This is a genomic window from Kitasatospora purpeofusca (assembly GCF_000718025.1).
Lineage (GTDB): Bacteria > Actinomycetota > Actinomycetes > Streptomycetales > Streptomycetaceae > Kitasatospora > Kitasatospora purpeofusca.
Genome location: NZ_JODS01000010.1, coordinates 210,292 through 235,870 on the forward strand (window position 1 = coordinate 210,292; position 25,579 = coordinate 235,870).

Below are 25,579 nucleotides of genomic sequence, written 5' to 3' on the forward strand. Positions count from 1 at the left end.
GGTTCCACCGGGGCCGCCGGGCCTGCCTTTCCGGGCACCGGTTGACCTGACTCTCCGTCGCCCGCAAACATGGCGATGATCGCAAGATCGTCAAATCCGGTACCGTGCGCGGACTGTCCGTGACGGATGGCAGGATGACACTCGCCACTCTTGTGGCCCAACCGGTGTCGCGGCCACCCCCCGCTCCCCCGCGGCGGCCCCGCGCAGCGGCACAACGGCGTCACACCAGCAGAAGGGACCGCGGGCGAGATGCAGATCCGGCTGACCGTCCTCCGACCGCGCAGCGGACCGGCAGTCGCCGGCACCGCCATCCCCTACGTGGACGTGCTGGTCACCGCACCCGTGGGCACCGCGCTCGGCTCCCTCGCGGGGGCGCTCGCGGGCGCCGTCGGCGTGCGCGGGCCCCGGGCCGCCACCCATGTGCACCTCTACGCCGGGGCGCGCCGGGTGGACGAGCACACCCTGCTCGGCCATCCCCCGCTGCTCGACGGCGCCGTCCTCTCCCTCAACGAGCCGGACCCGACCGCCGACGACCCGGACGACACCCCCGCCGCCGCCGAACTCCGCGTCGTCGGCGGCCCCGACGCCGGCGGCGTGCACCGGCTGCACGGCCGGGAGATCCGGGTCGGCCGCTCCGGCGAGGCCGACGTCCCGGTCGACGACCCCGACGTCTCGCGGCTGCACCTCGCCCTGCACCTCGCCGAGGACGGCACGGTCACCGTCCGCGACCTCGGCTCCACCAACGGCACCACCGTGGACGGACGGATCGTTCCGCCGGGAGCGCCGGAGGAGGCCGTCCCGCTCGACGGCACCGGCCTGCTCCGGCTCGGCGAGACCACCCTGCGGGTGACCGTCCCCGACACCCGGGACGGCTCCGGGCCGCCCGCCCGCGCCGCGCTCCCCGACGGCCACGGCCACCTCCAGCTCGCCGCCCCCGCCCCGGCCCGGACCGCCCCACCGGTCACCGAGCCGCCCAGCGCGCCCGAACCGCCCACCGGGCGCGGGCGCGGCCTGCTCTCGCTCCGGCTCGGCCGCTCCGCCGCCGAACCGCCCGAGGAGAGCGCCGAGCGGCACCACGCCGCCGTCCGCACCCGGCAGGCCGCCGCCCAGCGCGAGCGCTGGCCCGACCTCGCCACCCTCCTGCTCAACGCGGTCGGCCGCGGGCCCCGGCTCTGGGAGCGCGGCCCCGGCCACCCCGACGCGCTCACCCTGCGGCTCGGCACCGCCGACCGGCCCGGCGGCCCCGGCACCTCGCCCGGCACCGTGCTCCCCGCCGTCCCGGTCACCCTCGACCTGCAGACCGCCGGCAGCCTCGGCCTCAGCGGCCCGCGCGAGCGGCTGGACGCGCTGACCCGCGCCGTCGTCGCCCAGCTCGCCGCCCTGCACCCACCGACGGGGCTGAGCCTGGTGGTGGTCGACGCCGACCCGGCGCGCACCCCGCAGGACCGCGTCGACACCTGGGCCTGGGCGCTGTGGCTGCCCCACCTGCGGCCCGCCGAGGGCCAGGACTGCCGGCTGCTGCTCGGCCTGGACGACGAGCAGGCCGCCGCCCGGCTCACCGAGCTCACCACCCGGCTCAGCGGCCCGGTCGGCCTCGGCGGCCACCCCGCCACCGTGGTCGTGGTCGACGGCCGCCCGGCCACCGAGGCCGCCCGGCAGGCCCTCGACCTGCTGCTGCGCCAGGGTCCGGCGGTCGGCATCTTCCCCGTCTGCCTCGCCGAGCAGCCCGAACTGCTGCCCCGCGGCCTCGGCGCCACCGCGCTGATCACCGGCGAGGTCGGCACCCAGCTGTCGCTCGACCGCCCGGGCCCGGTCGCCCGCGGTCGCGAGACCCTGCACGAGATCTCCCTGGACGCCGTCTCCGACGCCTGGGCCGAGCGCCTCGCCCGGGTCCTCGCGCCGCTGCGCGAGGCCACCCCGGCCAACCGGGGACCGCTGCCGGACGCGCTGCGCCTGCTCGACCTGCTCCAGCTGGACACCGTCACCCCGGCCAAGCTCTCCGCCCGCTGGGACGCCCACGCCGGCGGCATCGGCGCCGCCACCGCCCTGCTCGGCACCACCCGCGACGAGCTGTGCGTGCTCGACCTCGCCGACCCCGAACTCACCCTCCCCTCCCCCGACCCGGGCGGCCCGCACCTGCTGATCGGCGGCGCCCGCGGCTCCGGCAAGACCGAGCTGCTGCGCACCCTGATCGCCTCGCTCGCCGTCTCCGAGCGGCCCGAACGCCTCGCCGTCACCGTGGTCGAGGGCCGGGCCACCGAGGACGGGCTCGCCGGCTGCACCGAACTCCCGCACGTCACCGGCCTGGTGAACGCCGACGCCGACCCGCGCGGCGCGCTGCTCGCCGCCGAGGCACTGGAGGACGAGCTCGCGATGCGGGAGCGGCTGTTCGACGGCCTGGACTTCGCCTCCTGGCACGCCGCCCGCATCCTCGACGGGGAGCCCGTCCCGGTCCCCGCCACCGTCGGCGCCCCGGCGCCCACGGCGAGCACCCCGCGCATCATCCAGCCGCGCAGCCCCGAGGGCCCGGTCACCCCGGCGGCGGCGGGGGATTCCGGGCCCTGCCCGCCCCGGCTGGTGGTCGTGGTCGACGACTACGACGCCCTCCTCGCACCGACGTCCCCGGCCGGCCGCCCGCTCGCCCGGGCCCTGGCCGCCGTCGCCCGCCGCGGCGGGCCGCTCGGCATCCACCTCGCGGTGACCACCGGGCACCCGGAGGAGACCACCGGCACCGAGGTCGACGACGCCGCCCTGCTGCGGATCGCCCTGCGGACGGACGACCCGGCCGACTCCGACCTGCTGATCCACCTCGGCGACGCGGCGGCCCTGCCGGACACGACTCCGGGCCGCGGCTACCTGCGCCTGCCGGACGGCGGCGTCACCGCGTTCCAGACCGCCCGCATCAGCGGCCGCATCCCGCGCACCGCCACCCTGCGCCCCACCGTCGTCGCCATAGACCCGCTCCAGTTGGGTGCCCCACCGGCACGGCGCCCGGTCCGCGAACTGGGCAACGGCCCCACCGACCTCGCCCTCCTCGCCAGCGCCCTCCAGCGCGCGGCGGCGCGCTGACCCTGGACGAAGTCGAAGGAAGGTCGGCCCGCCTCCTAGGACGCGGGCCCACAGAACAAGGCCGCGCCCCGGACGGGTCGCGGCCTGGCAAGAGGCGAACCAGAGGTCGGCCTGCGTCCATGGACGCAGGCCGACCGAGAAAGAACGTTCAGCCTCCGACGCCGAACTCCCCCACACGCACAGCGGTGACGAACGCTCCCCATGCCTCATGGGTGAAGACGAGAGAAGGCCCCGACGGATCCTTGGAGTCACGCACGGGCAGCACCCCGGGAGCCCCATCGGCAACCTCGACGCAGTCCCCGGTCTCTCCACTGAACGTGCTCTTCCTCCAGTTCACGCGACTGAGATCGGAAACAGACACCTTCAGCACCTCCGCTTGATACCGAGCTACAACTCTCCTCCGACCCGGGCCAGTAGGTCGAGGCTCTCGGAGACGCTCAACGCACTCGACCGCAGCGAGTCGAACGTGAGCGTATAGGCAGACGTCTCCTCCTGCGTCTCCAGATAGAGCATGCCTGCCCGATGCTCCAGACACACGACATCGGAGAAGGCCGAAGTCGGGAAGCTGAAGAGCACGAACGAGCCCATGATTCCCGCATGAGCACCCGCGCTGAACGGAAGCACCTGCAACTCGATGTTCGGGCGGTCACTCACCTGCCGCAGGTGCTCCAACTGTGACCGCATGACCCCCACTCCGCCTACTTGTCCACGAAGTGCGGCCTCTCCCAGGATCACGCTGAGCCTGGACGACTCAGCGTGATCCAGAAACCTCTGCCGTTGCAGGCGCACCGCCACCAGCTCATCGATCCGCTGCGGCGGGATGTCAAATGGTGAAGCCTCATAGATCGCGCGCGCATAGTCCGCCGTCTGCAACAGGCCCGCCACCATCATCGGTTGGAACGAGCGGATGTGACTGGCGCTCTCCTCGTAGTCGATGTAGTCGACATACGAGGGCGGGGAGATGTCGAACTGCTGCGCCCAACCTCGCTCCGCACTCTTCCGGTTGAGCGCGACGACCTCCTCCACGTACACCGGGTCGTCCACGCCGTAGAACATCAGCAGATCGCGCAACTCGCTGCTGGAGATCGGCAGCCAGGCATTCTCCATGCGGCTGATCTTCGAACGATGGCAGTCGATCCGCTTCGCCGCCTCGTCGGGCGTTCTGTCCGCCGCCTCCCGATGGCGGATAAGCAAGCTCGCCACGCGACGGCGTCGAACTGATGGGCGCAACTGGGACAAGTGATCAACTCCCCGACTCCACAGGTGGAATGGCCTCAGAGTACCCATTTACCAAGATCGGAAATTGTTCTTCGAAGAACAGTTGCGAAGATTCCGACTCCGGGCGCATGCTACCCAAAGTGGCTCACTCATCCACGCTGAGTGATGACCGCTCGGGCATTCCTGTGCCCATCACCCTCCACCGGGCTGCCAGTTCGCCCGGACACCCCCCAACCCACCGGAGGTGGCTCCCCCATGCCCGGAACCGACAGGCCCACCGACCCGACGTCCGCGCGCAACGCCTGGTTCCCCCGCTCCCGCAGATCGCCGCAGCTCGCGCGGCGGATGCTGCGCGAGCTGCTCGACACCGTGCCGGGCGGCCAGGACTTCCTGGAGGTCGGCGAGTTGCTCACCTCGGAGCTGGTCGGCAATGCCGTGCTGCACTCGGGGATGCCCGGGCGGCTGATCCGGGTCTTCTTCGACGTCGACGACACCCGCCTCCGCATCGAGGTCCACGACGCGAGCGAGCACCCGCCCGTCCCCCGGCAGCCGGCCGCGACCGACGGGTGCGGCCGCGGCCTGCTCCTCGTCGAAGCCCTCGCCCTCAAGTGGGGGCACTCCGCCCGCACCGAAGGACCCGGCAAGGTCGTCTGGTGCGAGTGCGGGCCCTACCCGATCGGGGCCGCCACATGACCCCGATACCCAAGGGTGGGGCCGAGGGCAGACCCTCGGCCCCACCCTTTTCAATCCCGAACGCTTCGCACGCTCCGTGGCGAATGTGCTACGTTCCGCATTATCAACAGAACATAGAAGACCCCGGCGGTGGTGGAACACCCCGGGGTCCGGCACCAGGAGCAGCAACTCCAGATGCAGATTCATCGTAGCGCCCACGCGCGCTCATTCACCGTGCTTCCCAACGGCCTGTTGCAGGACCGGCGACTCAGCTTCACCGCCCGCGGACTCCTCGCCGATCTCCTCTCGCGCCCCGACGGATGGCGCGAGGACGGCAGACACATGGCGGACACCAGCCCCCAGGGGCGCGGCACCGTCCGCCGGGCGCTCAAGGAACTCACCGACGCCGGGTACTACTGGGTCGTCCGCGTCCGACGCCCCGACGGGACGATCCGCTCCGAGGCCCACGTCTTCGACGTCCCGCAGCTCGTGCCACCGGATGTCGCCCGTCCGGTCGCCGGTCGACGGAACACCGGCCGCCCTGACGCCCCTCCCGTAAAGAACCCGGAAGAAGTACCCACCCTCCCGGCCGAGTTGCCCGACGAGCAGACCCGCGAAGCCGTGGCCGCACTCTTCCGCGCCCTCCGACCCGAACCGCGCCTGCGCCTCGGGCTCGCCGAGGCGCAGGCGCTCGCACCGCTCGTCTGCCGCTGGCTCGAACACGGCAGCACCGCCACCGACCTGGCCCACGCCCTGCTGCCCGGCCTGCCCACCCAACTGCACTCGCCGGTCGCGCTCCTCCGCGACCGGCTCCGGCGCAAACTCCCACCCCCGCGCGCCGGAGCCGCGCCCGCCACGTACTCCGAGTGCCCCCACTGCCACGACCCGGTCCGCCGCCCCGGCCCCTGCCGCCCCTGCACCGAGATCGCCCCGAGCACCCCGGTCACCGCCGCCGTTGGCGCCACCCTCGCCCGCGCCGCCCTCCACCGAGGAGGACATCCGGGCCACGGCACCCCCTTGACGGGCCATGTGCCCTCGGCGAGAGTGCGAACGGCAGGAAGGGACGATGGAGCCGGACTTCACGACAGCACTGCCCCGAAACGGCTGTGGGGCCCGCTTCCACCGGGCCCCACAGCTTCGCTCAGGACGTGATCAGGCGTTGTTCTGCTTCGGCTCGTCGCCCGGCTTGTCGGTGATCGAGCGGCCCAGCACCGCCGTGTGGCCGACCACCGTACCGGCCTTGCCGAAGTCGCCGTCGGTGACGACGACCTCGCGCTCACCGAGGAACTCGTGGCTCTTCGGGTCGAAGATCCACTCGGTGCGGACACCGCTGTCCTCGTGCGCCACGGCGACACCGTGGCGGCCCGAGGCGTCCGCCGAGTCCGCGACCGCGGTGACGCCGGGGATCTTGGCGGCGGCGCGGTAGAGGGCGGCGCTGACGGCAGGCGGGGCGATCTGCTCGCGCAGCAGGTCCCCGATGGTCCCGAACGCCTGCTGGTCAGGGGTGCGGCCCTGGCCCTTGGTCTCGGCGTAGATCTTCTTCAGCAGCGCGTCCGGGTCGGTCGGCAGACCGGCCAGGTAGTTGTAGGTCGGCGCGCCGATGCTCGGCTTCTTGGTCGGGTCGATCCACAGCCCGCCGTCGGGACGCGGCGCGGGTCGCTTGTCCCCCTCCTTGGCGGCGGCCTCGCCCTTGCCGAACTTGCCCTCCTCCTTCAGGACGCCCCACTGGCTGCCGTCCACCGACAGCCAGATCTGGCGGCGGTGCGGCGCGTCGACCTTCGTCTCGCCGGTGGCCAGGTTGGTGCCCGCGAAGGACACCAGGCTGTCGATGTAGACGAACTGGTTCTTGCCGGGCTTCGGGTCCGGCTTGCCGGCCGCGGTGTCGGCGGCCTGGGTCAGCAGCTGGACGGCGGCGACCGGGGCGACGTTCAGCGTGGTGCTGCCGCTCTCGGCCGGCTGCTGCTCGCCCTGGACCTGCTGCCCGCTCTGCTGCTGGGCCAGCGGGGCCTTGGAGGCCGCGCCGTCACTGCCGCCCGGCAGGACCATCGCCAGGGCCAGACCGCCCGCCAGGGCCGGAATCGCCACCCAGCCGAGCTTGCCCCGCCGGACCCGCGCGGGCTTCGTGTCCCGGATCTCACTCATCAGATGTCCCCTCAACAGCCGGTGGCGGTCTGAGGAGAGTTCGGGCCGCGCCGGCGGCGGCAACAGCCGGGCCAGCTCGGCACGCTCGTGCTCGTTCATCGGTTCGTCTCCCGTGTCGACCGGGCCGCATCGGTGCGGCCAACCCGTACCTGTCCGGGCTCGGGGCGGAGTTCCCGCCCTTTTTGCAGTTCTTCCTCGGCGAGCGCCCGGAGCTTGGTGCGGGCGCGCGAGAGCCGCGAACGCACCGTTCCGACCGGCACCCCGAGCGCCTCGGCGGCACTGGCGTAGTCGAGCCCGGCCCAGACGCAGAGGCCGAACACCTCCCGCTCCGCCTTCCGCAGCCGCTCCAGCGCCCGCCGCGCGGCGGCCAGTTGGGCGCTGTCGTCAAGCCGCCCGACGAGTTCGTCGGCGAAGTCCGGCACCACGTCCCGGGGTGGCAGCCGCTCCATCGCGGCGCGGTGCCGCCGGGCCGCCCGGGTCGTGTTCCGCAGCACGTTGGCGGCGACCCCGAACAGCCAGGGGCGGACCGGCTCGTCGCTCTCGCGCAGTTTGTGGCGCAGCCGCCACGCCTCCAGGAAGGTCAGCTGGACGATGTCCTCCGCGACCGCCCAGTCCCCCGACACCCGCACCGCGTACCGGTACAGGTCGTCTGCCGACTGATCGAAAAGCTCCCCGAACGCCCATTGGTCCCCGTTCCGTATCCGTCCCCGCTGTGACAGCTCCACACCTCCACCTGTCCGCGGCAGCGTCGCGGTTCCGAAGCCGTTCCGAAGCCGTTCCGAGGGCCGTTCCGAGAGCGGTTCCGGGAGCCGACCCGGGAACGGCTCAGGAGCAGTAGGTGTCGCGGTTGGCCAGGGCGAGGCCGGTCACCCGCTCGGCGTCGACGGTGAACTCGTACCGCCACCCCTGCTCGACCTGGCCGATCCCGGCCCACAGGGTGTACTTGCCGTCCTTGCCGAGCTGGAGCCCCTGGACCTCGTAGGCCGCCTTGAGCTCCGCGACCGTGGAGCCCGCCCCGATGCCCTCGGCGGTGCGCGCACCGGCGGGGGCGACCAGTTCGCGCAGGCCCTCCAGGCCGAAGCCGGCCCGGCCGGTGGTGAGGAAGGCGAGGTCCCGGGCCTCACGGGCCGCCTTCAGCTCGTCGAACACCTTCATCAGCTGCTCGTGCGCCTCCTGGCGGGCCTTCGACTTCTCCTGGAAGGCCGCCATCCGGTCGGTGAAGCTCTTGACGTCCTTCGCCGAGTAGCTGGCCGGAGGGGCCGGGAAGACCTCCGTCTCCTTCCTCGCGGCCTCGTTCCGGGCGTTGGCCTGGACGTACTTGGCCTGGAGCGCCTCCTCGGCGGCCATCCGGACCGGGTCCGGGGCAGGGCCGCTCCGGTACGCGAAGTCGGTGCAGCCGTTGAGCAGCGACACGGGGGCGGCCTCCAGGGCGCCGGTGGCCAGCGCGACGTCCTTGGTCATCCCGGGCTTGAGCCCGCGGTAGCCGACGAGAGCGGAGAACGGCTCCGGGGTCGCGGACGGCGTGGGGCTCGCGGTCGGCGGCGCACCGGCCCGGCCCGCGACCGCCCCCGCGCCGTCGGCGCCCGCCCCGTTCGACCCGCAGGCCGCCGCCCCTCCGGCGAGCAGCGCGGCCGCCAGCGCGGCTCCGGTCAGACGCCCGACCCGTCCTGCCCGCCCGGCCTGCCCGGCCTCTCCGCTCCGCCCGGCCCATGACTTCGACACAGTGTTCAATCCCCTCGTTCGGGGGTCACCGTATCGAACGTGTGCGCACACGAAGCGGCGGGCCCGCGTCCACCAGGACGCGGGCCCGCCGTCGAACCGCTACAACCTCGTCAGCGCATCGAACCCGTGCGGAGCAGGGTCCGGATGACACGCATCGCGACCGAGAGGCTGGACAGCTCGTAGTTGTCCGAACCCCTTATGTCGTCGAGGGTGCTCTTGGCCCGGTTCAGCAGGGTCGCGTTGAGCTCCGCCCAGGCGGTGTACCGCTCCTCGGGGGTGGCACCCTCGGGGCCGCAGGCCAGGATGTCGGCGGTCAGCGCCGCGTGGGCCGCGAAGAGGTCCTCGCGGATGGCGGCGCGGGCCATCGACGACCAGCGGTCGATGCGCGGCAGCTCGATGATGCGGTCGAGCAGGTGGGTGATCTGCAGGCGGTCGGCGAGGTCGTAGTAGAGCTCGGCGACCTGGGCGACGTCCTTGCCGGACCGGTCCGCGACCTCGGTGATGTCCAGGGTCGGGAAGGTCGAGGACAGGCCCGCGATCCGGGTGGCGAGCTCCTCCGGCACACCGGCGCCGGCGAGCTCCCCGTAGACGTGCTCGAACCAGGCCAGGTCCTCGCCGCGCAGCGGCTTGGGCAGCGAGCCCCACACCTGGTTGACCCGGTCGTGGAAGAACTCGATGGTGCCGGCGATGTCCAGCGGCTGGCGCCGGTTGTTGAGCATCCACCGGGTGGCGCGCTCGACCAGACGGCGCGAGTGCAGCCGCATCTTGGTCTGCGCCCGGGCCGGGACCCGGTTGTCCAGGCCCTCGATCTCGGACCAGATCTCCTCCAGGCCGAAGACGGCCCGGGCGGCGGTGTGGGTGCGGGCGACCTCTTCGTAGGTCGCGCCGGTCTCCTCCTTCAGGCGGAAGGCGAAGGTGCAGCCGCCGCGGTTGATCGTGTCGTTGACGATCAGCGTGGTGATGATCTCGCGGCGCAGCGGGTGCCGGTCGATCTGCTCGGCGAACCGGGCCCGCAGCGCGCTGGGGAAGTACTCGTGCAGCGCGGTGCGGAAGAACGGGTCGTCGGGCAGGTCGGTGGCGAGCAGCTCGTCGGCCAGGGTGATCTTGGTGTAGGCGAGCAGCACCGACATCTCGGGCTGGGACAGGCCCCGGCCGTTCTGCTGGCGCTCGCGGATCTGCCGCTCGGTGGGCAGGTACTCCAGGCCCCGGTCGAGCTGGCCGGCCGACTCCAGCCGGTTGATCATCCGGGAGTGGACGTTGACCATGCTGTGCGCCTGGGCGACCGCGTTGGCCAGCACCACGTTCTGCGCGTAGTTGTTGCGCAGGACGAGGTGGCCGACCTCGTCGGTCATCTCGGCGAGCAGGGTGTTGCGCTGCTTGACCGTCATGTCGCCGTCGGCGACCACCTGGTTGAGCAGGATCTTGATGTTGACCTCGTGGTCCGAGGTGTCCACGCCGGCCGAGTTGTCGATGGCGTCGGTGTTGATCCAGCCGCCGGTGCTCTCCGGGCCGCCGGAGGCCGCGTACTCGATGCGGCCGAGCTGGGTGCAGCCGAGGTTGCCGCCCTCGCCGACGACGCGGGCGCGGACCTGCTCGCCGTTGACGCGGATGGCGTCGTTGGCCTTGTCGCCGACCTCGGCGTTGGTCTCGGTGGAGGCCTTGACGTAGGTGCCGATGCCGCCGTTCCAGAACAGGTCGACGGGCGCCTGCAGGATGGCCTTCATCAGCTCGGCGGGGGTGAGCCGGGTGTCGGAGACGCCCAGGGCGGCCCGGACCTGCGCGGTGAGCTGGATCGACTTGGCGCTGCGCGGGAAGATCCCGCCGCCGGCCGAGATCAGCGACCGGTCGTAGTCGTCCCAGGAGCTGCGGGGCAGCTCGAACAGGCGGCGGCGCTCGGCGTACGAGGAGGCCGCCTCCGGGTTCGGGTCCAGGAAGATGTGGCGGTGGTCGAAGGCGGCGACCAGGCGGATGTGCTCGCTGAGCAGCATGCCGTTGCCGAAGACGTCGCCGGACATGTCGCCGATGCCGATGACGGTGAAGTCCTCGGACTGGGTGTCGACGCCGAGCTCGCGGAAGTTGCGCTTGACGGACTCCCAGGCGCCGCGGGCGGTGATGCCCATGCCCTTGTGGTCGTAGCCGGCCGAGCCGCCGGAGGCGAACGCGTCGCCCAGCCAGAAGCCGTAGGACTCGGCGACACCGTTGGCGATGTCGGAGAAGGTCGCGGTGCCCTTGTCGGCGGCGACGACCAGGTAGGTGTCGTCCTCGTCGTGGCGGACCACGTCGGCCGGGTGGACGACCTCGCCGCCGACCAGGTTGTCGGTGATGTCCAGCAGCGCCGAGATGAAGGTCTTGTAGGACGAGATGCCCTCGGCCAGCCAGGCGTCACGGTCCACCGACGGGTCCGGCAGCTGCTTGGCGACGAAGCCGCCCTTGGCGCCGACCGGCACGATGACGGTGTTCTTCACCATCTGCGCCTTGACCAGGCCGAGGATCTCGGTGCGGAAGTCCTCGCGCCGGTCGGACCAGCGCAGACCGCCGCGGGCGACCTTGCCGAAGCGCAGGTGCACGCCCTCGACCTGCGGCGAGTAGACCCAGATCTCGAACGCCGGGCGCGGGGCCGGCAGGTCCGGGATGGCCTTCGGGTCGAACTTCATCGACACGTAGGAGTGCCAGGCGCCGGTGCCGTCGTGCTGGAAGAAGTTGGTCCGCAGGGTGGCCTTGATGAGGTGCAGGAAGGAGCGCAGGATGCGGTCCTCGTCCAGCGAGACGACCTCGTCCAGCGCGCCGTCCAGCTCCTCCAGGATGCCCTCGGTCAGCTCCAGCGCGCCCTGCTGGTGGCTGGGGCTGAGCCGGGCCTCGAAGAGGTTCACCAGCAGGCGGGTGGTGTGGGTGTTGTTGCGGAGCGCGTCCTCCATGTAGTCCTGGGAGAACGTGGAGCCCGCCTGGCGCAGGTACTTGGCGTACGCGCGCAGCATCATCGCCTGGCGCCAGGTCAGCCCGGCGGTCAGGACGAGGTCGTTGAAGCCGTCGTTCTCGGCCAGGCCGGTCCAGGTGGCGGCGAAGGTCTCCTGGAAGCGGTCGCGGGCCTCGTCGGTCAGCTCGACGGCCTCGCGCAGCCGCAGACCGAAGTCGTACACCCAGGCGGTGGTGTGGTCGGAGCGGGTCAGCGCGTACGGGTGCTCGTCGAGCACCTCGACGCCCAGTCGCTGGAGGACCGGCAGCACCTCGGTGAGCGAGATCGGGCCGCCCACCCGGTAGATCTTGAAGCGGCGCTCGTCGTCGCCGGCGCCGACCGGCTGGTAGAGGTTCAGCCGGAAGTCGCCGTCGCCGTGCAGCGACTCGATCTGCTTGAGGTCCGCGACCGCGGTGCGCGCGGTGAAGTCCGCGCGGTAACCGTCGGGGAAGGCGTTGGCGTACTTGCGGGAGAGCTCGGCGGCCTTCTCCTCGCCCAGCTCGACGTGCAGCTGGTCGTTGAACCCGTCCATCCAGAACCGGGCGGCCTCGGCCAGCTTGGCCTCGATCCGCTCGATCTCGGCGTCCGACAGGTGCGGCAGCTCGCTGCCGGGGGTGACCCGCACGACGAAGTGCAGTCGGGTCAGCACCGACTCCGTCGACCAGACCGTGTAGTCGATCGAGGCGCCGTTGAGCTCCTGCATCAGGATGTCCATGAGGCGCAGCCGGATGCGGGTGGTGTAGCGGTCGCGCGGCAGGTAGACCAGCGCGGAGAAGTAGCGCCCGTACTCGTCCTGGCGCAGGAACAGCCGCAGCCGGCGGCGCTCCTGGAGGTAGAGCACGCTGGTGGCGATCTGCAGCAGCTCGTCGGCCGGAGTCTGGAAGATCTCGTCCCGGGGGAAGGTCTCCAGGATCTGCAGCAGGTCGCGGCCGTCGTGGCTCTCGGTGGAGAAGCCGGAGTCGACGATGACGTCCTGGACCTTGCGGCGGACGACCGGGATGCGGCTGACCGACTCGGTGTAGGCGGCGGCCGAGAACAGGCCGAGGAAGCGGCGCTCGCCGATGACCACGCCGTTGGCGTCGAACTTCTTCACGCCGACGTAGTCGAGGTAGGACGGGCGGTGCACGGTCGCCCGGCTGTTGGCCTTGGTGAGGACGAGCAGCTTCTTCTCGTGGGCCTTGGCGCGCACCGGCGCGGACAGCCGGCCGAAGGCCTCGCTGACGGCGTGGTGCTGGTCGTCGTGGCCGATCGGGTCGGAGCGCAGGATGCCGAGGCCGGTCCCGGCGACGGCCTTGAGGACCTCCTCGCCCTCGTGCTCGACCAGGTCGTACTCGCGGTAGCCGAGGAAGGTGAAGTGGTCGTCGGCGAGCCAGCGCATGAGCTCCCAGGCCTCGCCGACCTCCTGCTCGGGCAGGCCGGCCGGGGGCTGCTCGGCGAGCTCGTCGGCCAGACGCAGCGCGGAGTCGCGCATCTTGGTCCAGTCCTCGACGACCTCGCGGACGTCGCCGAGCACCCGGCGCAGGTCGGTCTCGATCTCGCGCAGGTCGTCGCGGTCGGTCTCGCGGTCGACCTCGATGTGCATCCACGACTCGACGGTCGCGTCGGCCGGCCACTCGGTGCCGGAGGCCTGGCTGCGGGCGCAGGCGTCGACGTCGAGGATCTCCAGCAGCTTGCCGGTGATGTCGCGGCGGACGACCAGCTGGGGGTGGATGACGATGTGGATCGCGCGGTCCTGGCGGGACAGCTCGTTGGTCACCGAGTCGACCAGGAACGGCATGTCGTCGGTGACGACCTCGACCACGGTGTGGCCGCAGGACCAGCCGTTCTCCTCGACCGAGGGGGTGTGCACCCGCACCTCGGCGGTGCCCTGGGGGCGCTTGAGGCCCAGGCGGTAGTGCGAGGCGGCCGCGCCGTAGACGTCGACCGGGTCGCGGTCGACCAGGTCCTCGGCCGCCGTGTGGAGGTAGTAGTGGTGCAGGTACGCGGACAGAGCGCCGTTGCTCAGTCCCTCCCCCGGCGCCGCTCCCCCCACCTGGCTGTTCTCAGCGGCTGCTGCTGCCTTCCTGAGCAGTTCGGCCTTGGCTGCGTCCAGCTTGGTCTGCATGACTTCTTGGCTCCTGTCGCGCGCCGTTGCGTGACTCGGTGGTGGTATCGGGATCCACCGCCGGGGTCTTCCGCAATCCTGCCGCACCATCCAGCTGAAAAGGCCCCATGGCGCGCATGGAACACCTCTGCAGTGGGTAGGACGCAACGTTCGGCCTGCGGAGCCACCCGACGACGCCAGCCAGCCTAACGGGATCAATCGAAGGTGTCAGGGGACAAGCAGGCGCAAACCTGCAGGAAGATCGAGCCGTCCTGGACAGCTTGTCCAATCAGCCTGCCGGTTTGCGCCGAAAGCCGGAACTTCGTGCGGAGCCGGTGTGCACACGGTCGGCGTTCAGCCCATGTGCGGGTGAACGTGGGTGGTCGGCGGCACGAACGTCTCCTTGATCGACCTCGCGGAGGTCCAGCGCAGCAGGTTCTGCGGCGCGCCCGCCTTGTCGTTGGTGCCGGACGCCCGGCCGCCGCCGAACGGCTGCTGGCCCACCACGGCGCCGGTCGGCTTGTCGTTGATGTAGAAGTTCCCGGCGGCGAACCGCAGCGCCTCCAGGGCCTGCGCGATCGCGTAGCGGTCCTGGGCGACCACGGCGCCGGTCAGCCCGTACGGGGCGCCCGCGTCGACCCGGTTGAGCACGTCGTCCCAGCGGGAGTCCTCGTAGACGTGGACGGCCAGGATCGGGCCGAAGTACTCGGTGCGGAACATCTCGTTGCGGTGGTCCGAGGAGACCAGCACGGTCGGGCGGACGAACCAGCCGATCGCGTCGTCGTACTGGCCGCCGGCCACCAGCTCCACCGTCGGGTCGGCCTTGGCCCGCTCGATCGCGTCCCGGTTCCGCTCGAACGCGCGCCGGTCGATCAGCGCGCCCATGAAGTTCGACAGGTCGGTGACGTCGCCGACCGCCAGCGCGTCCACCTCGGCGAGCAGGTCGTCCTTGATCCGCTGCCAGAGGCTGCGCGGCAGGTAGGCGCGGGAGAGCGCCGAGCACTTCTGGCCCTGGTACTCGAAGGCGCCCCGGATCAGCGCCGCCTTGAGGATCTCCGGATCGGCCGAGCGGTGCGCCAGCAGGAAGTCCTTGCCGCCGGTCTCGCCGACGATCCGGGGGTAGCTGCGGTAGCCGCCGATGTTGGCGCCGATCGTCTGCCAGAGCGACTGGAAGGTCGCGGTGGAACCCGTGAAGTGCAGCCCGGCCAGCGCCGGGTCCGCCAGCGCCACCGCGGACAGCTGCTGCCCGTCACCGGTGACCAGGTTGATCACCCCGGGCGGCAGCCCGGCCGCCTCCAGCAGCCGCATCAGGTGGTACGCGGCCAGCGTCTGGGTCGGCGCCGGCTTCCACACCACGGTGTTGCCCATCAGCGCCGGCGCGGTCGGCAGGTTCCCGGCGATGGCGGTGAAGTTGAACGGGGTGATCGCGTAGACGAAACCTTCCAGCGGGCGGTGGTCGACGCGGTTCCACACCCCGGGCGAGGAGACCGGCTGCTCGGCCAGGATCCGCCGGGCGAAGTGGACGTTGTAGCGCCAGAAGTCGATCAGCTCGCAGGCCGAGTCGATCTCCGCCTGCTGGGCCGTCTTGGACTGGCCGAGCATGGTCGCCGCGTTGAGCGTCTCCCGCCACGGGCCGGCCAGCAGGTCGGCGGCGCGCAGGAAGACCGCCGCCCGGTCGTCGAAGGACAGTCCGCGCCAGTCCCGCCCGGCGGCCAGCGCGGCGTCCACGGCGGCCCTGGCGTCCTCCCGGGTGGCGTTGCCCAGCACGCCCAGCTTCGCCGCGTGGTGGTGCGGCTGGACGACGTCGATCCGCTCTCCGCCGCCGAACCGCTGCTCGCCGCCGATGGTCATCGGCAGCGGGACCGGCTCGGCCGCCAGCTCGTCCAGCCGGCGCACCAGCCGCTCCCGTTCCGGGCTGCCGGGCGCGTAGCCGAGCACCGGCTCGTTGCCCGGGACCGGGACGTCGGTGACTGCGTCGATGGGCATGGGCGGGCTCCGCTCCTGGTGGGGCGGCCGGCCCGTTCCGACGACGGGCCCGGCACCCGTCCAGCCTGACCAGCCGGGGGGCGCCGCGCCCGCCCGGACACGCCAGCGAGTGGAGTGGCGCGCGCCACTCCACCGCCCGTCTGCCGACCCTCCGCCGACCCTCCGCCGCCCGTCCGGGACCCGTCCGGGGCCGGTTCGCAGCCGGGAGCGCGTCAGCCGGCGATCCGGCCCGCCAGCTCCACCGCTTCCGCCAGGCTGTCCACCACCGGCACGCCGACCGGCTCCAGCTTCTCCCTGGTGTGCGAGCCGCCGGTGTAGAGCACGGCGTGCGCGCCCGCCTCCAGCGCGGCCAGCGCGTCGTCCGCCGCGTCCCCGATCAGCACGGTGCGGGCCGGGTCCACCTGCTCGCCGAGCGCCGCCAGGTGCCGGACCAGGTACTCGGCCTTCTGCCCGCCGGCCGGGCCGCTGCGCCCGTCCACCCGCAGGAACTGGCCGGTCAGGCCGAAGCCCTCGACGACCGGCAGCAGCCGGTCGTGCTGGTACATGGACAGCAGCGACTGGCTCCGCCCGGCCGCGCGCCAGCCGTCCAGCAGCTCACGGGCGCCGTCGGTGAGGCCGCAGGCGGCGCTCAGCTGGTGGTAGCGGTCGTGGAACGCGTCGTCCAGCCGCAGCCACTCGGCCTCGGAGGGCAGCCGGCCGAGCAGCCGCTGGTAGAACCTGGGGATCGGGATCTCGTACTGCTCTCGGTACTCCTGCAGCGTCATCGGCGCCACGCCGATGGTCGCGAAAGCGGCGTTGCTCGCTCCGAGCACCGCTTCCATGTCGTGGAAGAGCGTTCCGTTCCAGTCCCAGACGATATGAGTGCGCACGTCTGAACGGTAGCGCCGCGTCCGGCCGGACCGGTAGGACGGGGCTCACGGCGGCCGGGGCCCTGGTCCTCGGCGCCCCTGACCCTCGGGGCCTCGGGGCCTCGGAGTGCGGGACCCGGCGCGGGCTCAGGCCAGCAGGCCGGCGATCTCCTGGGTGGCGAACCACAGCAGGTCGTGGTCCTCGGCGCCGTCCACGGTGAACTGGGCGTCCTGGTCGCCCGCGTCCGCGGCCGCCACCGCCCCGACCGCGGCCGCCACATCGGCCACCACGTCGCGGTCCGCGACATCGGCGTGCACGGCCGCCGCCTTGGCCAGCTTCAGCGGCCCGGCCAGCACCACCCGGCCCAGCGAGGCCTGGTCCTGGTACTCGTCGCCGGGGAACGGCGTCACGGCCGAGTCGGCGACGTCGAGCGCGATCACCACCCGGCGGCGCGGGGCGTCCGGCTCGGCGGCCAGCAGACGGAGCGAGGACTGGGCGGCCCGGTTGAGCGCCGCGTACTCCAGCTCCTCCAGGTCGTCGCTGACGTACCACTCGCGCAGCGCGGGCGTCACGGCGTACGCCGCGGACTGCTCCAGCGCGCCGCCCGAGTGCGCCGCCGCCAGGCCGGTCAGGGTGGTGGGCACGTACACGCGCATCGGTGGCACTCTCCGGTTCGTCCAGCGGCACAGCTTCCAGCGTCCCCAAGAATAAGCTCCGGACGCGTCGACGCGATCACCCGTGCACCCGTCGGCCCTCCGCCCGGGCCCCGCGCGCGCCCCGGCGGGCCCGCCGCCGCGCCGTTCCGGGGGCCGTCCCGCCCGCCGTACCGGATCAGCCGGCGGCCTCCAGGACCCGGCGGCAGGTGTCCAGCGCGCTCTCCAGGACCGGGCCCCGGCGGGACGGGTCCATCATGTTCGGCCCCATCACGGCCAGGTCCGCGGGTGCGGGCGCGAGCAGGTGGACCCGGACGCCGCCCGCCCGCAGCAGTCCGGCCTCGCGCAGGAGCTGCCGGGTCACCGCCCTGCGGTAGCGGCCGACCACCTGGGCGAGCACCCCGCGCGGGAGGTCCCGCCCGCGCCGGGCGCGCGCGAAGACGGACGCGCCCGGGACGGACTCCGAGTGCCCCGGTTGCGGATGCCCCGGCGGGTCGCTGCACAGCGCCATGGGCGCCAGGACGTAGACCTCGTCGAGGCCCCGGTCGAGCATGAGATCGGCGTTGGTGGCCGACCAGCAGCCGCCGTCCACGTAGTCGGCCCCGCCCACCCGGACGGGGGCGAACCAGCCCGGGATCGCGCAGGAGGCCATCACCGCCTCGCCGACGCCGGCGGGCGGGGCGTCCGGGTCGCCGAAGACCACCCGGTGGCCGCTGCGGTAGTCCACCGCGACGACCCGCAGCGCCGAGGCGCGCCCGGCCGCCCCGGTCACTCCGGCCGCCCCGGTGGCCGTCGCCCCGGCACCGCCGAACAGGCCGCCGACCAGCGCGCCCACCGGCTCCAGCGAGCCCCGGCCGTGCGGGGCCATCGCCGAGACCAGGGTGAGCAGCGGGTACTCGCGCGGGTGCCGCACGGCGTCCCGCAGCAGCCCCGGCGAGCCGATGCCCGCCCGGGGCCGCGGCGGCAGCGCGCCGCCGACCGCCGTGTCGTAGTCGAAGTCGACCCCGGCCAGCGGCCCGGACGTGATCGGCAGTCCCCGCTGGTGGTCCCGGAGCTGTTCGGCGCCGACCCCGGCGGCCAGCAGCGCGCCCAGGATCGCCCCGGCCGAGGTGCCGAGCACCACCTCCGCGTCACCGGCCGGGCGGCCGGTCGCCTCCTCCACCGCGCAGAGCGCGCCGACCGTCCAGGCCGCGCCGAGCATGCCCCCGCCGCCCAGCACCAGACCGCGCCGGGGAGCGCCGGCGGCCCGCGGTGCCGTCGGCCGTGTCCCGGATACCCATGTCGTCATGCCGGCCGCCTGTCCTCGTCGGGGCGGTGCTGGTCCGGGACGGGCCCGCGACGGGCGGCCCGATCCGGCTCCGGTCTCCGATCCTGCGCGTCGACCGACCCGGACCGCAACGCCCGTCCTGGCGAACCCGACCGTCCTCTTTCGGGCTTTCCCGCCCTTCCCGGTGCGTCAACCCGGTGCGGACCGGCTCCGGCCCGCCCCCGTTCCCGCACGGGCCGACTCACCCGGATAGGTGAACTTTCCGGAGGCCGGGGCGCCCCTCGCAAAGCCGTTGCAGCCCGCTGCGGACGGCCGTTAACAAGGAACCCGTCCGCACCCGCACCACCCGGTCCCGACCGGCACCACCCACCACCGACCGGCATCGCCCCGACGCTCCACCCCGACGCTCGCCCCGACCGCAGCAGCCCACCGGGCCCCGCCCGGGCCCCGACCCGCCCGCCGCTCCGAGGAAGGCCCATGACCGCATGTCCGAACCGCGCCGCTCACCCGCCCGCCCCGCCCGCCGTCCTGTCGGCGCGCCCGTACCGCCCGCACGGCACCGCCCGGGACCACCGGGCGGTCGCCGCACCTCGGCGCCCCCGCCACCCCAGGTCGGCCTGCGCCGACCGAACGGGCCCCGACCCGCGGGGCGGCCTGAGCACACGGTTCGCGCACCGGCTGGTGGAGGTGCTGACCGGCTCCCGGCCGTCCGGACAGCTGCTGCGCCACACCACCCTGGACTGCTACGGCCAGCTGTCGGCCCTGGTCCGGGCCGGCACCCTGCGCGGGACGCGGAGCGGCGAGCGGCCGCGGCTCGGGCCGGTGCACGACCGTTCGCCCGCGCCGGACGCGGTCGAGGCCTGTGTCCGGGTCGACCTCGGCGACCGGCACCACATGGTGGCGTTCCGGCTGGAGCCTCGGGGGCCGTCCGGCCAGTGGCAGTGCACCGCCGTGGAGGCCCGATGAGCCGCCCCGGACCGTGCTCGCGCCCGTCCCCGCCCGCCCGGTGCGTGGAGGCCGCCGCAGCGGCCCCGGCACCGGCGGCGGCCGCCCCGGGAACGACGCCGGGCGCCACCCCCGTACGGGAGTGGCGCCCGGTGCGGCGGCCGACCGGTCCGGTCGGCCCCGCCTCAGCTCTTGCGGCGGCGGCCCTTGGCCGACTTGGCGGCCTTGCGACGCTCGGCGCGGGTCAGACCGTCGCCCTCGTCCTCGGCACCGAGGTCGTCGAACTCGCCCTCGACCACACCGCCGCCGACCTCCTCCGAGGGGGCCGTGTAGTGCAGCCGCTGCGGCTTCGGGGCCTCCAGGCCCTTGGCCTTGATCTCCGGACGGGGGGCGTCCTTCTCCAGCTTGTCGAGCAGCACCTGGGCGTCCTCGACCGGGACCTCCTCGACCTGCTGCTCGACCTGGACCTCCAGGTTGAACAGGTAGCCGACGGACTCCTCCTTGATGCCCTCCATCATCGCGGTGAACATGTCGAAGCCCTCGCGCTGGTACTCGACCAGCGGGTCGCGCTGCGCCATGGCCCGCAGGCCGATGCCCTCCTGGAGGTAGTCCATCTCGTAGAGGTGCTCGCGCCAGCGGCGGTCCAGCACCGAGAGGACGACCCGGCGCTCCAGCTCGCGCATGATCTCCTCGCCGAGCTGGTCCTCGCGGGCGCCGTACTGGGCCTGGACGTCCTCCTGGATGGCCTTGGTGAGGAACTCCGGGGTGAGGCCGGCGGCGCCGCCGGCCTCCTCCTCCAGCTCGGCCAGGTCCAGGGTGATCGGGTAGAGCTGCTTGAGCGCGGTCCAGAGCTTCTCGAGGTCCCAGTCGTCCTCGAAGCCCTCGCCGGTGGCGGCGTTGACGTACGCCTCGACGGTGTCGTCCATGAAGTGGCCGACCTGCTCCTGCAGGTCCTCGCCCTCCAGGACCCGGCGGCGCTCGCCGTAGATGACCTCGCGCTGGCGGTTCAGCACCTCGTCGTACTTGAGGACGTTCTTGCGGATCTCGAAGTTCTGCTGCTCGACCTGGGTCTGCGCGGAGGCGATGGCCCGGGTGACCATCTTCGACTCGATCGGCACGTCCTCGGGCACGTTGGCCATCGAGAGCACGCGCTCGACCATGCCGGCCTTGAACAGGCGCATCAGGTCGTCGCCGAGCGACAGGTAGAAGCGGGACTCGCCCGGGTCGCCCTGACGGCCGGAGCGGCCGCGCAGCTGGTTGTCGATCCGGCGGGACTCGTGCCGCTCGGTGCCGAGGACGTAGAGGCCGCCGGCCTCCTTGACCTCGTCCTGCTCCGCCTTCACGGCCGCCTTGGCCTTCTCCAGCGCGGCCGGGAACGCGGCCTCGTACTCCTCCGGGCTGTCCTCCGGGGTGATCCCGCGCTGCGCCAGCTCGGCCGCCGCGAGGTGGTCGGCGTTGCCGCCGAGCATGATGTCGGTGCCTCGGCCGGCCATGTTGGTGGCGACGGTGACAGCGCCCTTGCGGCCCGCCTGGGCGACGATCTGCGCCTCGCGCTCGTGGTGCTTGGCGTTCAGCACCTCGTGCGGGATGCCACGCTTGCGCAGCTCCTGCGACAGGTACTCGGACTTCTCGACCGACACGGTGCCGACCAGCACCGGCTGGCCCTTCTCGTGCTTCTCGGCGATGTCCTCGACCACGGCCGCGAACTTGGCCGGCTCCGACTTGTAGATGAGGTCGGGCTGGTCGATGCGCAGCGGGTTCTTGTTGGTGGGGATCGGCACCACACCGAGCTTGTAGATCTGGTGGAACTCGGCCGCCTCGGTGGTACCGGTACCGGTCATACCGGCCAGCTTGTCGTACAGGCGGAAGAAGTTCTGGAGGGTGATGGTGGCCAGGGTCTGGTTCTCGTTCTGGACCTCCACCCCTTCCTTGGCCTCGATCGCCTGGTGCATGCCCTCGTTGTAGCGGCGGCCGGCCAGGATACGACCGGTGTGCTCGTCGACGATCATGACTTCGCCGTTCATGACGACGTAGTCCTTGTCGTTCTTGTAGAGCTCCTTGGCCTTGATGGCGTTGTTCAGGAAGCCGACGAGCGGGGTGTTCACCGACTCGTAGAGGTTGTCGATGCCGAGGTAGTCCTCGACCCGGGTAACACCCTCCTCGAGGATGCCCACGGTGCGCTTCTTCTCGTCGACCTCGTAGTCGCGGTCGATCTTGAGGCGCAGCACCAGCTTGGCGAAGTCGGCGTACCACTTGGTCGCCTGGTCGGCCGGGCCGGAGATGATCAGCGGGGTCCGGGCCTCGTCGATGAGGATCGAGTCGACCTCGTCGACCACGGCGAAGTTGTGGCCGCGCTGGACGAGCTCGTCCTTCGACCAGGCCATGTTGTCGCGCAGGTAGTCGAAGCCGAACTCGTTGTTGGTGCCGTACGTGATGTCCATCCCGTACTGGCGCTTGCGCTCGGCGGGCGTCATGTTGCCGAGGATCACGCCGACCTCGAGGCCGAGGAAGCGGTGCACCCGGCCCATCCACTCCGAGTCGCGCTCGGCGAGGTAGTCGTTGACCGTGATCAGGTGCACGCCCTTGCCGGTCAGCGCGTTCAGGTACGCGGGCAGGGTGCCGACGAGGGTCTTGCCCTCACCGGTGCGCATCTCGGCGACGTAGCCGTGGTGCAGCGCGGCGCCGCCCATGATCTGGACGTCGTAGTGCCGCTGGCCGAGGACGCGCTTGGCGGCCTCTCGGACGGTGGCGAAGGCCTCGGGGAGGATGTCGTCCAGGGACTCGCCGTCGACGAGTCGCTGCCTGTACTCGTCCGTCAGGGCGCGAAGCTCGGCGTCGGTGAGGTTGACGAAGTCCTCTTCGATGGAGTTGACCTGGGCGGCAATCCGCTGCAGCTTGCGAAGGATCTTGCCTTCGCCGGCGCGCAGGATCTTGTCGAAGACGGACACGTGAGCGGGCTCCTTGCCTGTATTGGCACTGGACGACTGCACGGCGGATCCACCCCACCGCACGGGCCATCGTATGCGAGGAGCCCAATGCCTCGGGAGGTGCGTCAGCACGGTATTCCCGTGTCACCCCTGCGAGCACATGCCCCGATAGCATTCCCCACCGGGGCAAACCGGGCAGCCGTCCGTTGAGTTGGGCGCTCAGGACCGTTAATCGGATGCTCGGATTCATCTCTGGACGAAATAATCCGCCCATGGAAGAAAGCCCCGAACCCCGTACCGGGGAGCAGTCCGGCCCGCCCGCCGCCGACCCCGCCCGCGAGCCCGTCGTCCTCACCACCGAGCGCCTGGTGCTGCGCGCTCCGCGCGAGTCGGACATCGACGCGATCGACGCCGCCTGCCAGGACCCGGAGATCCAGCGCTGGACGGTCGTCCCGAGCCCGTACCGGCGCACCGACGCCGAGTACTTCGTGTCCGACCTGGCGTTCAACGGCTGGCGGACCGGCGAGAACCTGGTCTGGTGCGTGTTCGAGCGGGAGTCCGGCGCCCTGGTCGGTTCCCAGGGGCTGATGTTCCCCGCCGGGCGACCCGGCGTGGCCGAGATCGGCTGGTGGGCGACCAAGGAGTTCCGCGGCCGCGGCTACACCGTGGAGGCGGCCACCGCCGTGGCCCGCTACGGACTGGCCGAACTCGGCCTGCGCCGACTGGAGTGGCTCGCCTACGTGGGCAACGAGGGCTCCCGCGCGGTCGCCTCGAAGGTCGGCTTCCGGTTCGAGGGCACCCTGCGCGCGTACGCCGAGCAGCGCGGACAGTTCCACGACTCGTGGATCGCCTCCCTGCTGCCCGGCGACCTCGCCGACTGACCCGGCCCGGACCGCCGCACCGGACCGGACCGCCGCGCCGGGTCGCCGGCCACCGCCGAACCACGCCCGCCCTCCCGGAGACCCCAGGTCTCCGGGAGGGCGGGCGAATTGTCGGTGCCGACCCCTAGGCTCGCCGGCATGACCGCCTCGACCCCCGGCCCGGTCCCGGGCCCGTCCTCCCTCCCCGCCCCGGTGACCGCGCTCGGCGCGGACGACGCCCGCCGGATCGCCCTGCGCGCCCAGGGCCTGCTCGGCGCGCCCGACCGCCGCGGCGGGGTGCGCGGGATGCTGCGCCGGCTCGGCTCCGTCCAGCTCGACACCATCTCGGTGCTGGCCCGCTCGCACGAACTCGTGCCGTACGCCCGGCTCGGCGCGGTCGGCCGCCCGACGGTCGAGACGGCGTACTGGGGTTCCGGCACCAGCTTCGAGTACTGGTCGCACGCGGCGTGCATCCTGCCGATGGAGGAGTGGCCGCTGTTCGCCTTCCGGCGCCGCCGCTACCGCGCGAAGACGCATGTCTGGGGCAAGCAGGGCGAAGCGGAGACCTACCGCTCGGTGCTCGACAAGCTGCGCGCCGAGGGCCCGCTCACCTCGACCGAGCTGGGCGGCGCCAAGAAGACCGCCGACTGGTGGGACTGGTCGGACACCAAGATCGCGGTGGAACGGGCGCTGGCCTTCGGCGACGTGGTCTGCACCGAGCGCCGGAGCTGGAAGCGCGTCTACGCCCTGGCCGAACAGGCCGTGCCCGCCGAGCTGTTCGCCGCCGAACCGGACGACACCGAGTGCCTGCGCACCCTGGTCGCCCAGTCCGGCGCGGCCCTCGGCGTGGCCACCCGGGCCGACATCGTCGACTACTACCGGCTGCGCGCCGAGCAGGTGGACGCGGTGCTGCCCGACTCCGGCCTGGTCCCGGTCGAGGTGGCCGGCTGGGGCCCGAACGGCACCCCCGGCGCGGCCTGGGCCGACCCGGAGGCACTCGCCACCACGCCGCGCGGCCGCCACCGCACCACCCTGCTGTCGCCGTTCGACTCGCTGATCTGGGACCGTCCGCGCACCGAGCGGATCTTCGGCATGCTCCACCGGCTGGAGGCCTACACCCCCAAGCCCAAGCGGGTGCACGGCTACTTCGCGATGCCGGTGCTGACCGGCGGCCGGCTGGTCGGCCGGGTCGACCCGGCCCGCGAGGGTCGGACCCTGGTGGCGCGTCAGGTCTCGCTGGACTCCCCCCGGCACCTGGAGGCGCTGGCCGACGCACTGCGCGAGGCGGCCGGCTGGGTGGGCTGCGACGCCGTCCGGGTCGAGGCGCTGCACGACGAGTCGCTTCGCCCGGCGCTGGAGCGGCTGCTGGCCTGACCGAGTACCCCCACCCCGGACTCCCCGCACACCCCGGCCGCCCCGAACATCCCGGCGGCCGGGGCCCACCGGGCCCCGCGGTCACCCTATTTCGAGGATCTTCTCCCGCATCGCGTACACCACGGCCTCCATCCGGGAGTGCAGTTGCAGCTTCTCCAGGATGTTGCGCACATGGTTCTTCACGGTGTTCTCGCTGATGAACAGCTCCTTGGCGATCTCCCGGTTGTTCATCCCGGTGGCCACCAGCTTCAGCACCTCCAGCTCCCGGTCCGTCAGTCGCGGCGCGGGCACCAACTCCCGTTCGTCGGAGCGGCGCTGGATCATCGACTTGAACTCGGTGAGCAGCTTGGACGCCATCGACGGGCTGATCTGGGACTGCCCGTCGGCGACCGCGCGGATCGCGGTGGCGACCTCGTCGGTGGAGATCTCCTTGAGCAGGTAGCCGGTGGCCCCCGCCTTGATCGCCTCGTAGAGGTCGGCCTCCTCGTCGCTTATCGTCAGCATGATGATCTTGGTGCTGGGTGCGACGTCCTTGATCGCGGTGCAGGCCTCGATCCCGCTGCGGCGAGGCATCCTGACGTCCATGAGGATGATGTCGGGCAGCAGGTCGGCCGCCTTGAGCACCGCCTCCGCGCCGTCCCCGGCCTCGCCGACGACGGTGATGTCCTCCTCCTCGGCCAGCACGATCTCCAGGCCGCGGCGGAACAGCGCGTGGTCGTCCACCACCAGGACGCGGATCGGCTCCCCCCGGCGCGGTGCGTAGTCGGACTCGGCCCCGAGGCCGGGCGACACCCCCACGACCGGCACTGTCGCGGGCCCCAGCCCGAAGTGATCCCCCATCCGCTCCTCCCCCGTCGCC

Annotated in this window: 18 protein-coding genes; 6 read left to right on the forward strand and 12 right to left on the reverse strand. The window is 72.5% G+C overall.

Annotated features, from left to right (window positions below; all coding sequences use genetic code 11):
- Positions 1–249 precede the first annotated feature (249 nt).
- The gene (locus IF01_RS0117055; RefSeq protein WP_030394285.1) at positions 250–3,069 is read left to right on the forward strand and encodes an FtsK/SpoIIIE domain-containing protein; all 2,820 of its coding nucleotides are present in this window, start codon (positions 250–252) and stop codon (positions 3,067–3,069) included.
- Positions 3,070–3,217: 148 nt separating this feature from the next.
- Here IF01_RS0117055 and IF01_RS45550 read toward each other — a convergent pair whose 3' ends face one another.
- Together IF01_RS45550 and IF01_RS0117060 are read right to left on the reverse strand one after the other, a co-directional pair.
- Positions 3,218–3,439 carry a DUF397 domain-containing protein gene (locus IF01_RS45550; protein ID WP_341845491.1) on the reverse strand — a complete coding sequence of 74 codons (222 nt, stop codon included), beginning with the start codon at positions 3,437–3,439 and terminating at the stop codon, positions 3,218–3,220.
- Between the two features lie 17 nt (positions 3,440–3,456).
- On the reverse strand, positions 3,457–4,272 hold the full coding sequence (locus IF01_RS0117060; protein WP_244215532.1) for a helix-turn-helix domain-containing protein: 816 nt from the start codon (positions 4,270–4,272) through the stop codon (positions 3,457–3,459).
- 270 nt (positions 4,273–4,542) lie between these two features.
- Here IF01_RS0117060 and IF01_RS0117065 point away from each other — a divergent pair, with 270 nt between their 5' ends.
- Entirely contained in the window at positions 4,543–4,980 is a 438-nt protein-coding gene (locus tag IF01_RS0117065; RefSeq protein ID WP_051755518.1) for an ATP-binding protein, read from the forward strand.
- A gap of 174 nt (positions 4,981–5,154) precedes the next feature.
- Entirely contained in the window at positions 5,155–6,111 is a 957-nt protein-coding gene (locus IF01_RS45555) for a helix-turn-helix domain-containing protein (protein WP_208624321.1), read from the forward strand.
- On the opposite strand, the gene IF01_RS41845 is transcribed toward IF01_RS45555, so the two are convergent.
- The 8 genes from IF01_RS41845 to IF01_RS0117110 all read right to left on the reverse strand — a co-directional run bounded on the left by IF01_RS41845 (position 6,112) and on the right by IF01_RS0117110 (position 18,635).
- The gene (locus IF01_RS41845) at positions 6,112–7,200 is read right to left on the reverse strand and encodes a CU044_5270 family protein (protein WP_051755520.1); all 1,089 of its coding nucleotides are present in this window, start codon (positions 7,198–7,200) and stop codon (positions 6,112–6,114) included.
- Positions 7,197–7,826, reverse strand: coding sequence for an RNA polymerase sigma factor (locus tag IF01_RS0117080; RefSeq protein WP_030394290.1), 630 nt, complete (start codon positions 7,824–7,826; stop codon positions 7,197–7,199). Before IF01_RS0117080 ends, IF01_RS41845 begins: the two co-directional genes overlap by 4 nt.
- Positions 7,827–7,926: 100 nt before the next feature.
- The gene (locus IF01_RS0117085) at positions 7,927–8,823 is read right to left on the reverse strand and encodes a hypothetical protein (RefSeq protein ID WP_051755522.1); all 897 of its coding nucleotides are present in this window, start codon (positions 8,821–8,823) and stop codon (positions 7,927–7,929) included.
- A 110-nt stretch (positions 8,824–8,933) separates the two neighbouring features.
- Positions 8,934–13,880 (reverse strand): NAD-glutamate dehydrogenase, encoded by a 4,947-nt coding sequence (locus tag IF01_RS0117090; RefSeq protein WP_030394292.1) that lies wholly within the window; start codon positions 13,878–13,880, stop codon positions 8,934–8,936.
- A 333-nt stretch (positions 13,881–14,213) separates the two neighbouring features.
- Positions 14,214–15,839, reverse strand: coding sequence for an L-glutamate gamma-semialdehyde dehydrogenase (pruA, locus tag IF01_RS0117095; protein WP_030394293.1), 1,626 nt, complete (start codon positions 15,837–15,839; stop codon positions 14,214–14,216).
- Between the two features lie 218 nt (positions 15,840–16,057).
- The gene (locus tag IF01_RS0117100; protein WP_030394294.1) at positions 16,058–16,714 is read right to left on the reverse strand and encodes an HAD family hydrolase; all 657 of its coding nucleotides are present in this window, start codon (positions 16,712–16,714) and stop codon (positions 16,058–16,060) included.
- Positions 16,715–16,840: 126 nt separating this feature from the next.
- On the reverse strand, positions 16,841–17,350 hold the full coding sequence (locus IF01_RS0117105) for a DUF6912 family protein (protein ID WP_030394295.1): 510 nt from the start codon (positions 17,348–17,350) through the stop codon (positions 16,841–16,843).
- Between the two features lie 175 nt (positions 17,351–17,525).
- On the reverse strand, positions 17,526–18,635 hold the full coding sequence (locus IF01_RS0117110; RefSeq protein ID WP_078880032.1) for a patatin-like phospholipase family protein: 1,110 nt from the start codon (positions 18,633–18,635) through the stop codon (positions 17,526–17,528).
- 456 nt (positions 18,636–19,091) lie between these two features.
- On the opposite strand from IF01_RS0117110, the gene IF01_RS0117115 reads away from it, so the two are divergent.
- On the forward strand, positions 19,092–19,580 hold the full coding sequence (locus IF01_RS0117115; protein WP_051755524.1) for an Rv3235 family protein: 489 nt from the start codon (positions 19,092–19,094) through the stop codon (positions 19,578–19,580).
- Positions 19,581–19,744: 164 nt separating this feature from the next.
- Here the strand turns inward: IF01_RS0117115 and secA are convergent, their stop codons facing one another.
- Positions 19,745–22,507, reverse strand: coding sequence for a preprotein translocase subunit SecA (gene secA / locus IF01_RS0117120; RefSeq protein ID WP_030394298.1), 2,763 nt, complete (start codon positions 22,505–22,507; stop codon positions 19,745–19,747).
- Positions 22,508–22,758: 251 nt separating this feature from the next.
- On the opposite strand from secA, the gene IF01_RS0117125 reads away from it, so the two are divergent.
- Positions 22,759–23,367 carry a GNAT family N-acetyltransferase gene (locus IF01_RS0117125; protein WP_078880033.1) on the forward strand — a complete coding sequence of 203 codons (609 nt, stop codon included), beginning with the start codon at positions 22,759–22,761 and terminating at the stop codon, positions 23,365–23,367.
- Positions 23,368–23,505: 138 nt separating this feature from the next.
- The gene (locus IF01_RS0117130; protein ID WP_043474745.1) at positions 23,506–24,720 is read left to right on the forward strand and encodes a winged helix-turn-helix domain-containing protein; all 1,215 of its coding nucleotides are present in this window, start codon (positions 23,506–23,508) and stop codon (positions 24,718–24,720) included.
- Positions 24,721–24,801: 81 nt separating this feature from the next.
- Here IF01_RS0117130 and IF01_RS0117135 read toward each other — a convergent pair whose 3' ends face one another.
- Positions 24,802–25,560 (reverse strand): response regulator, encoded by a 759-nt coding sequence (locus IF01_RS0117135; RefSeq protein ID WP_043474742.1) that lies wholly within the window; start codon positions 25,558–25,560, stop codon positions 24,802–24,804.
- Positions 25,561–25,579: the final 19 nt, after the last annotated feature.

Excerpts from the sequence above, each read along its gene's own strand:
- IF01_RS0117055 (WP_030394285.1), top strand. The coding sequence starts at position 250 with ATGCAGATCCGGCTGACCGTCCTCCGACCGCGCAGCGGACCGGCAGTC.
- IF01_RS0117065 (WP_051755518.1), top strand. The coding sequence starts at position 4,543 with ATGCCCGGAACCGACAGGCCCACCGACCCGACGTCCGCGCGCAACGCC.
- IF01_RS45555 (WP_208624321.1), top strand. The coding sequence starts at position 5,155 with ATGCAGATTCATCGTAGCGCCCACGCGCGCTCATTCACCGTGCTTCCC.
- IF01_RS41845 (WP_051755520.1), bottom strand. The coding sequence starts at position 7,200 with ATGAACGAGCACGAGCGTGCCGAGCTGGCCCGGCTGTTGCCGCCGCCG.
- IF01_RS0117090 (WP_030394292.1), bottom strand. The coding sequence starts at position 13,880 with ATGCAGACCAAGCTGGACGCAGCCAAGGCCGAACTGCTCAGGAAGGCA.
- IF01_RS0117105 (WP_030394295.1), bottom strand. The coding sequence starts at position 17,350 with ATGCGCGTGTACGTGCCCACCACCCTGACCGGCCTGGCGGCGGCGCAC.
- IF01_RS0117110 (WP_078880032.1), bottom strand. The coding sequence starts at position 18,635 with ATGACGACATGGGTATCCGGGACACGGCCGACGGCACCGCGGGCCGCC.
- IF01_RS0117115 (WP_051755524.1), top strand. The coding sequence starts at position 19,092 with ATGACCGCATGTCCGAACCGCGCCGCTCACCCGCCCGCCCCGCCCGCC.
- IF01_RS0117125 (WP_078880033.1), top strand. The coding sequence starts at position 22,759 with ATGGAAGAAAGCCCCGAACCCCGTACCGGGGAGCAGTCCGGCCCGCCC.
- IF01_RS0117130 (WP_043474745.1), top strand. The coding sequence starts at position 23,506 with ATGACCGCCTCGACCCCCGGCCCGGTCCCGGGCCCGTCCTCCCTCCCC.
- IF01_RS0117135 (WP_043474742.1), bottom strand. The coding sequence starts at position 25,560 with ATGGGGGATCACTTCGGGCTGGGGCCCGCGACAGTGCCGGTCGTGGGG.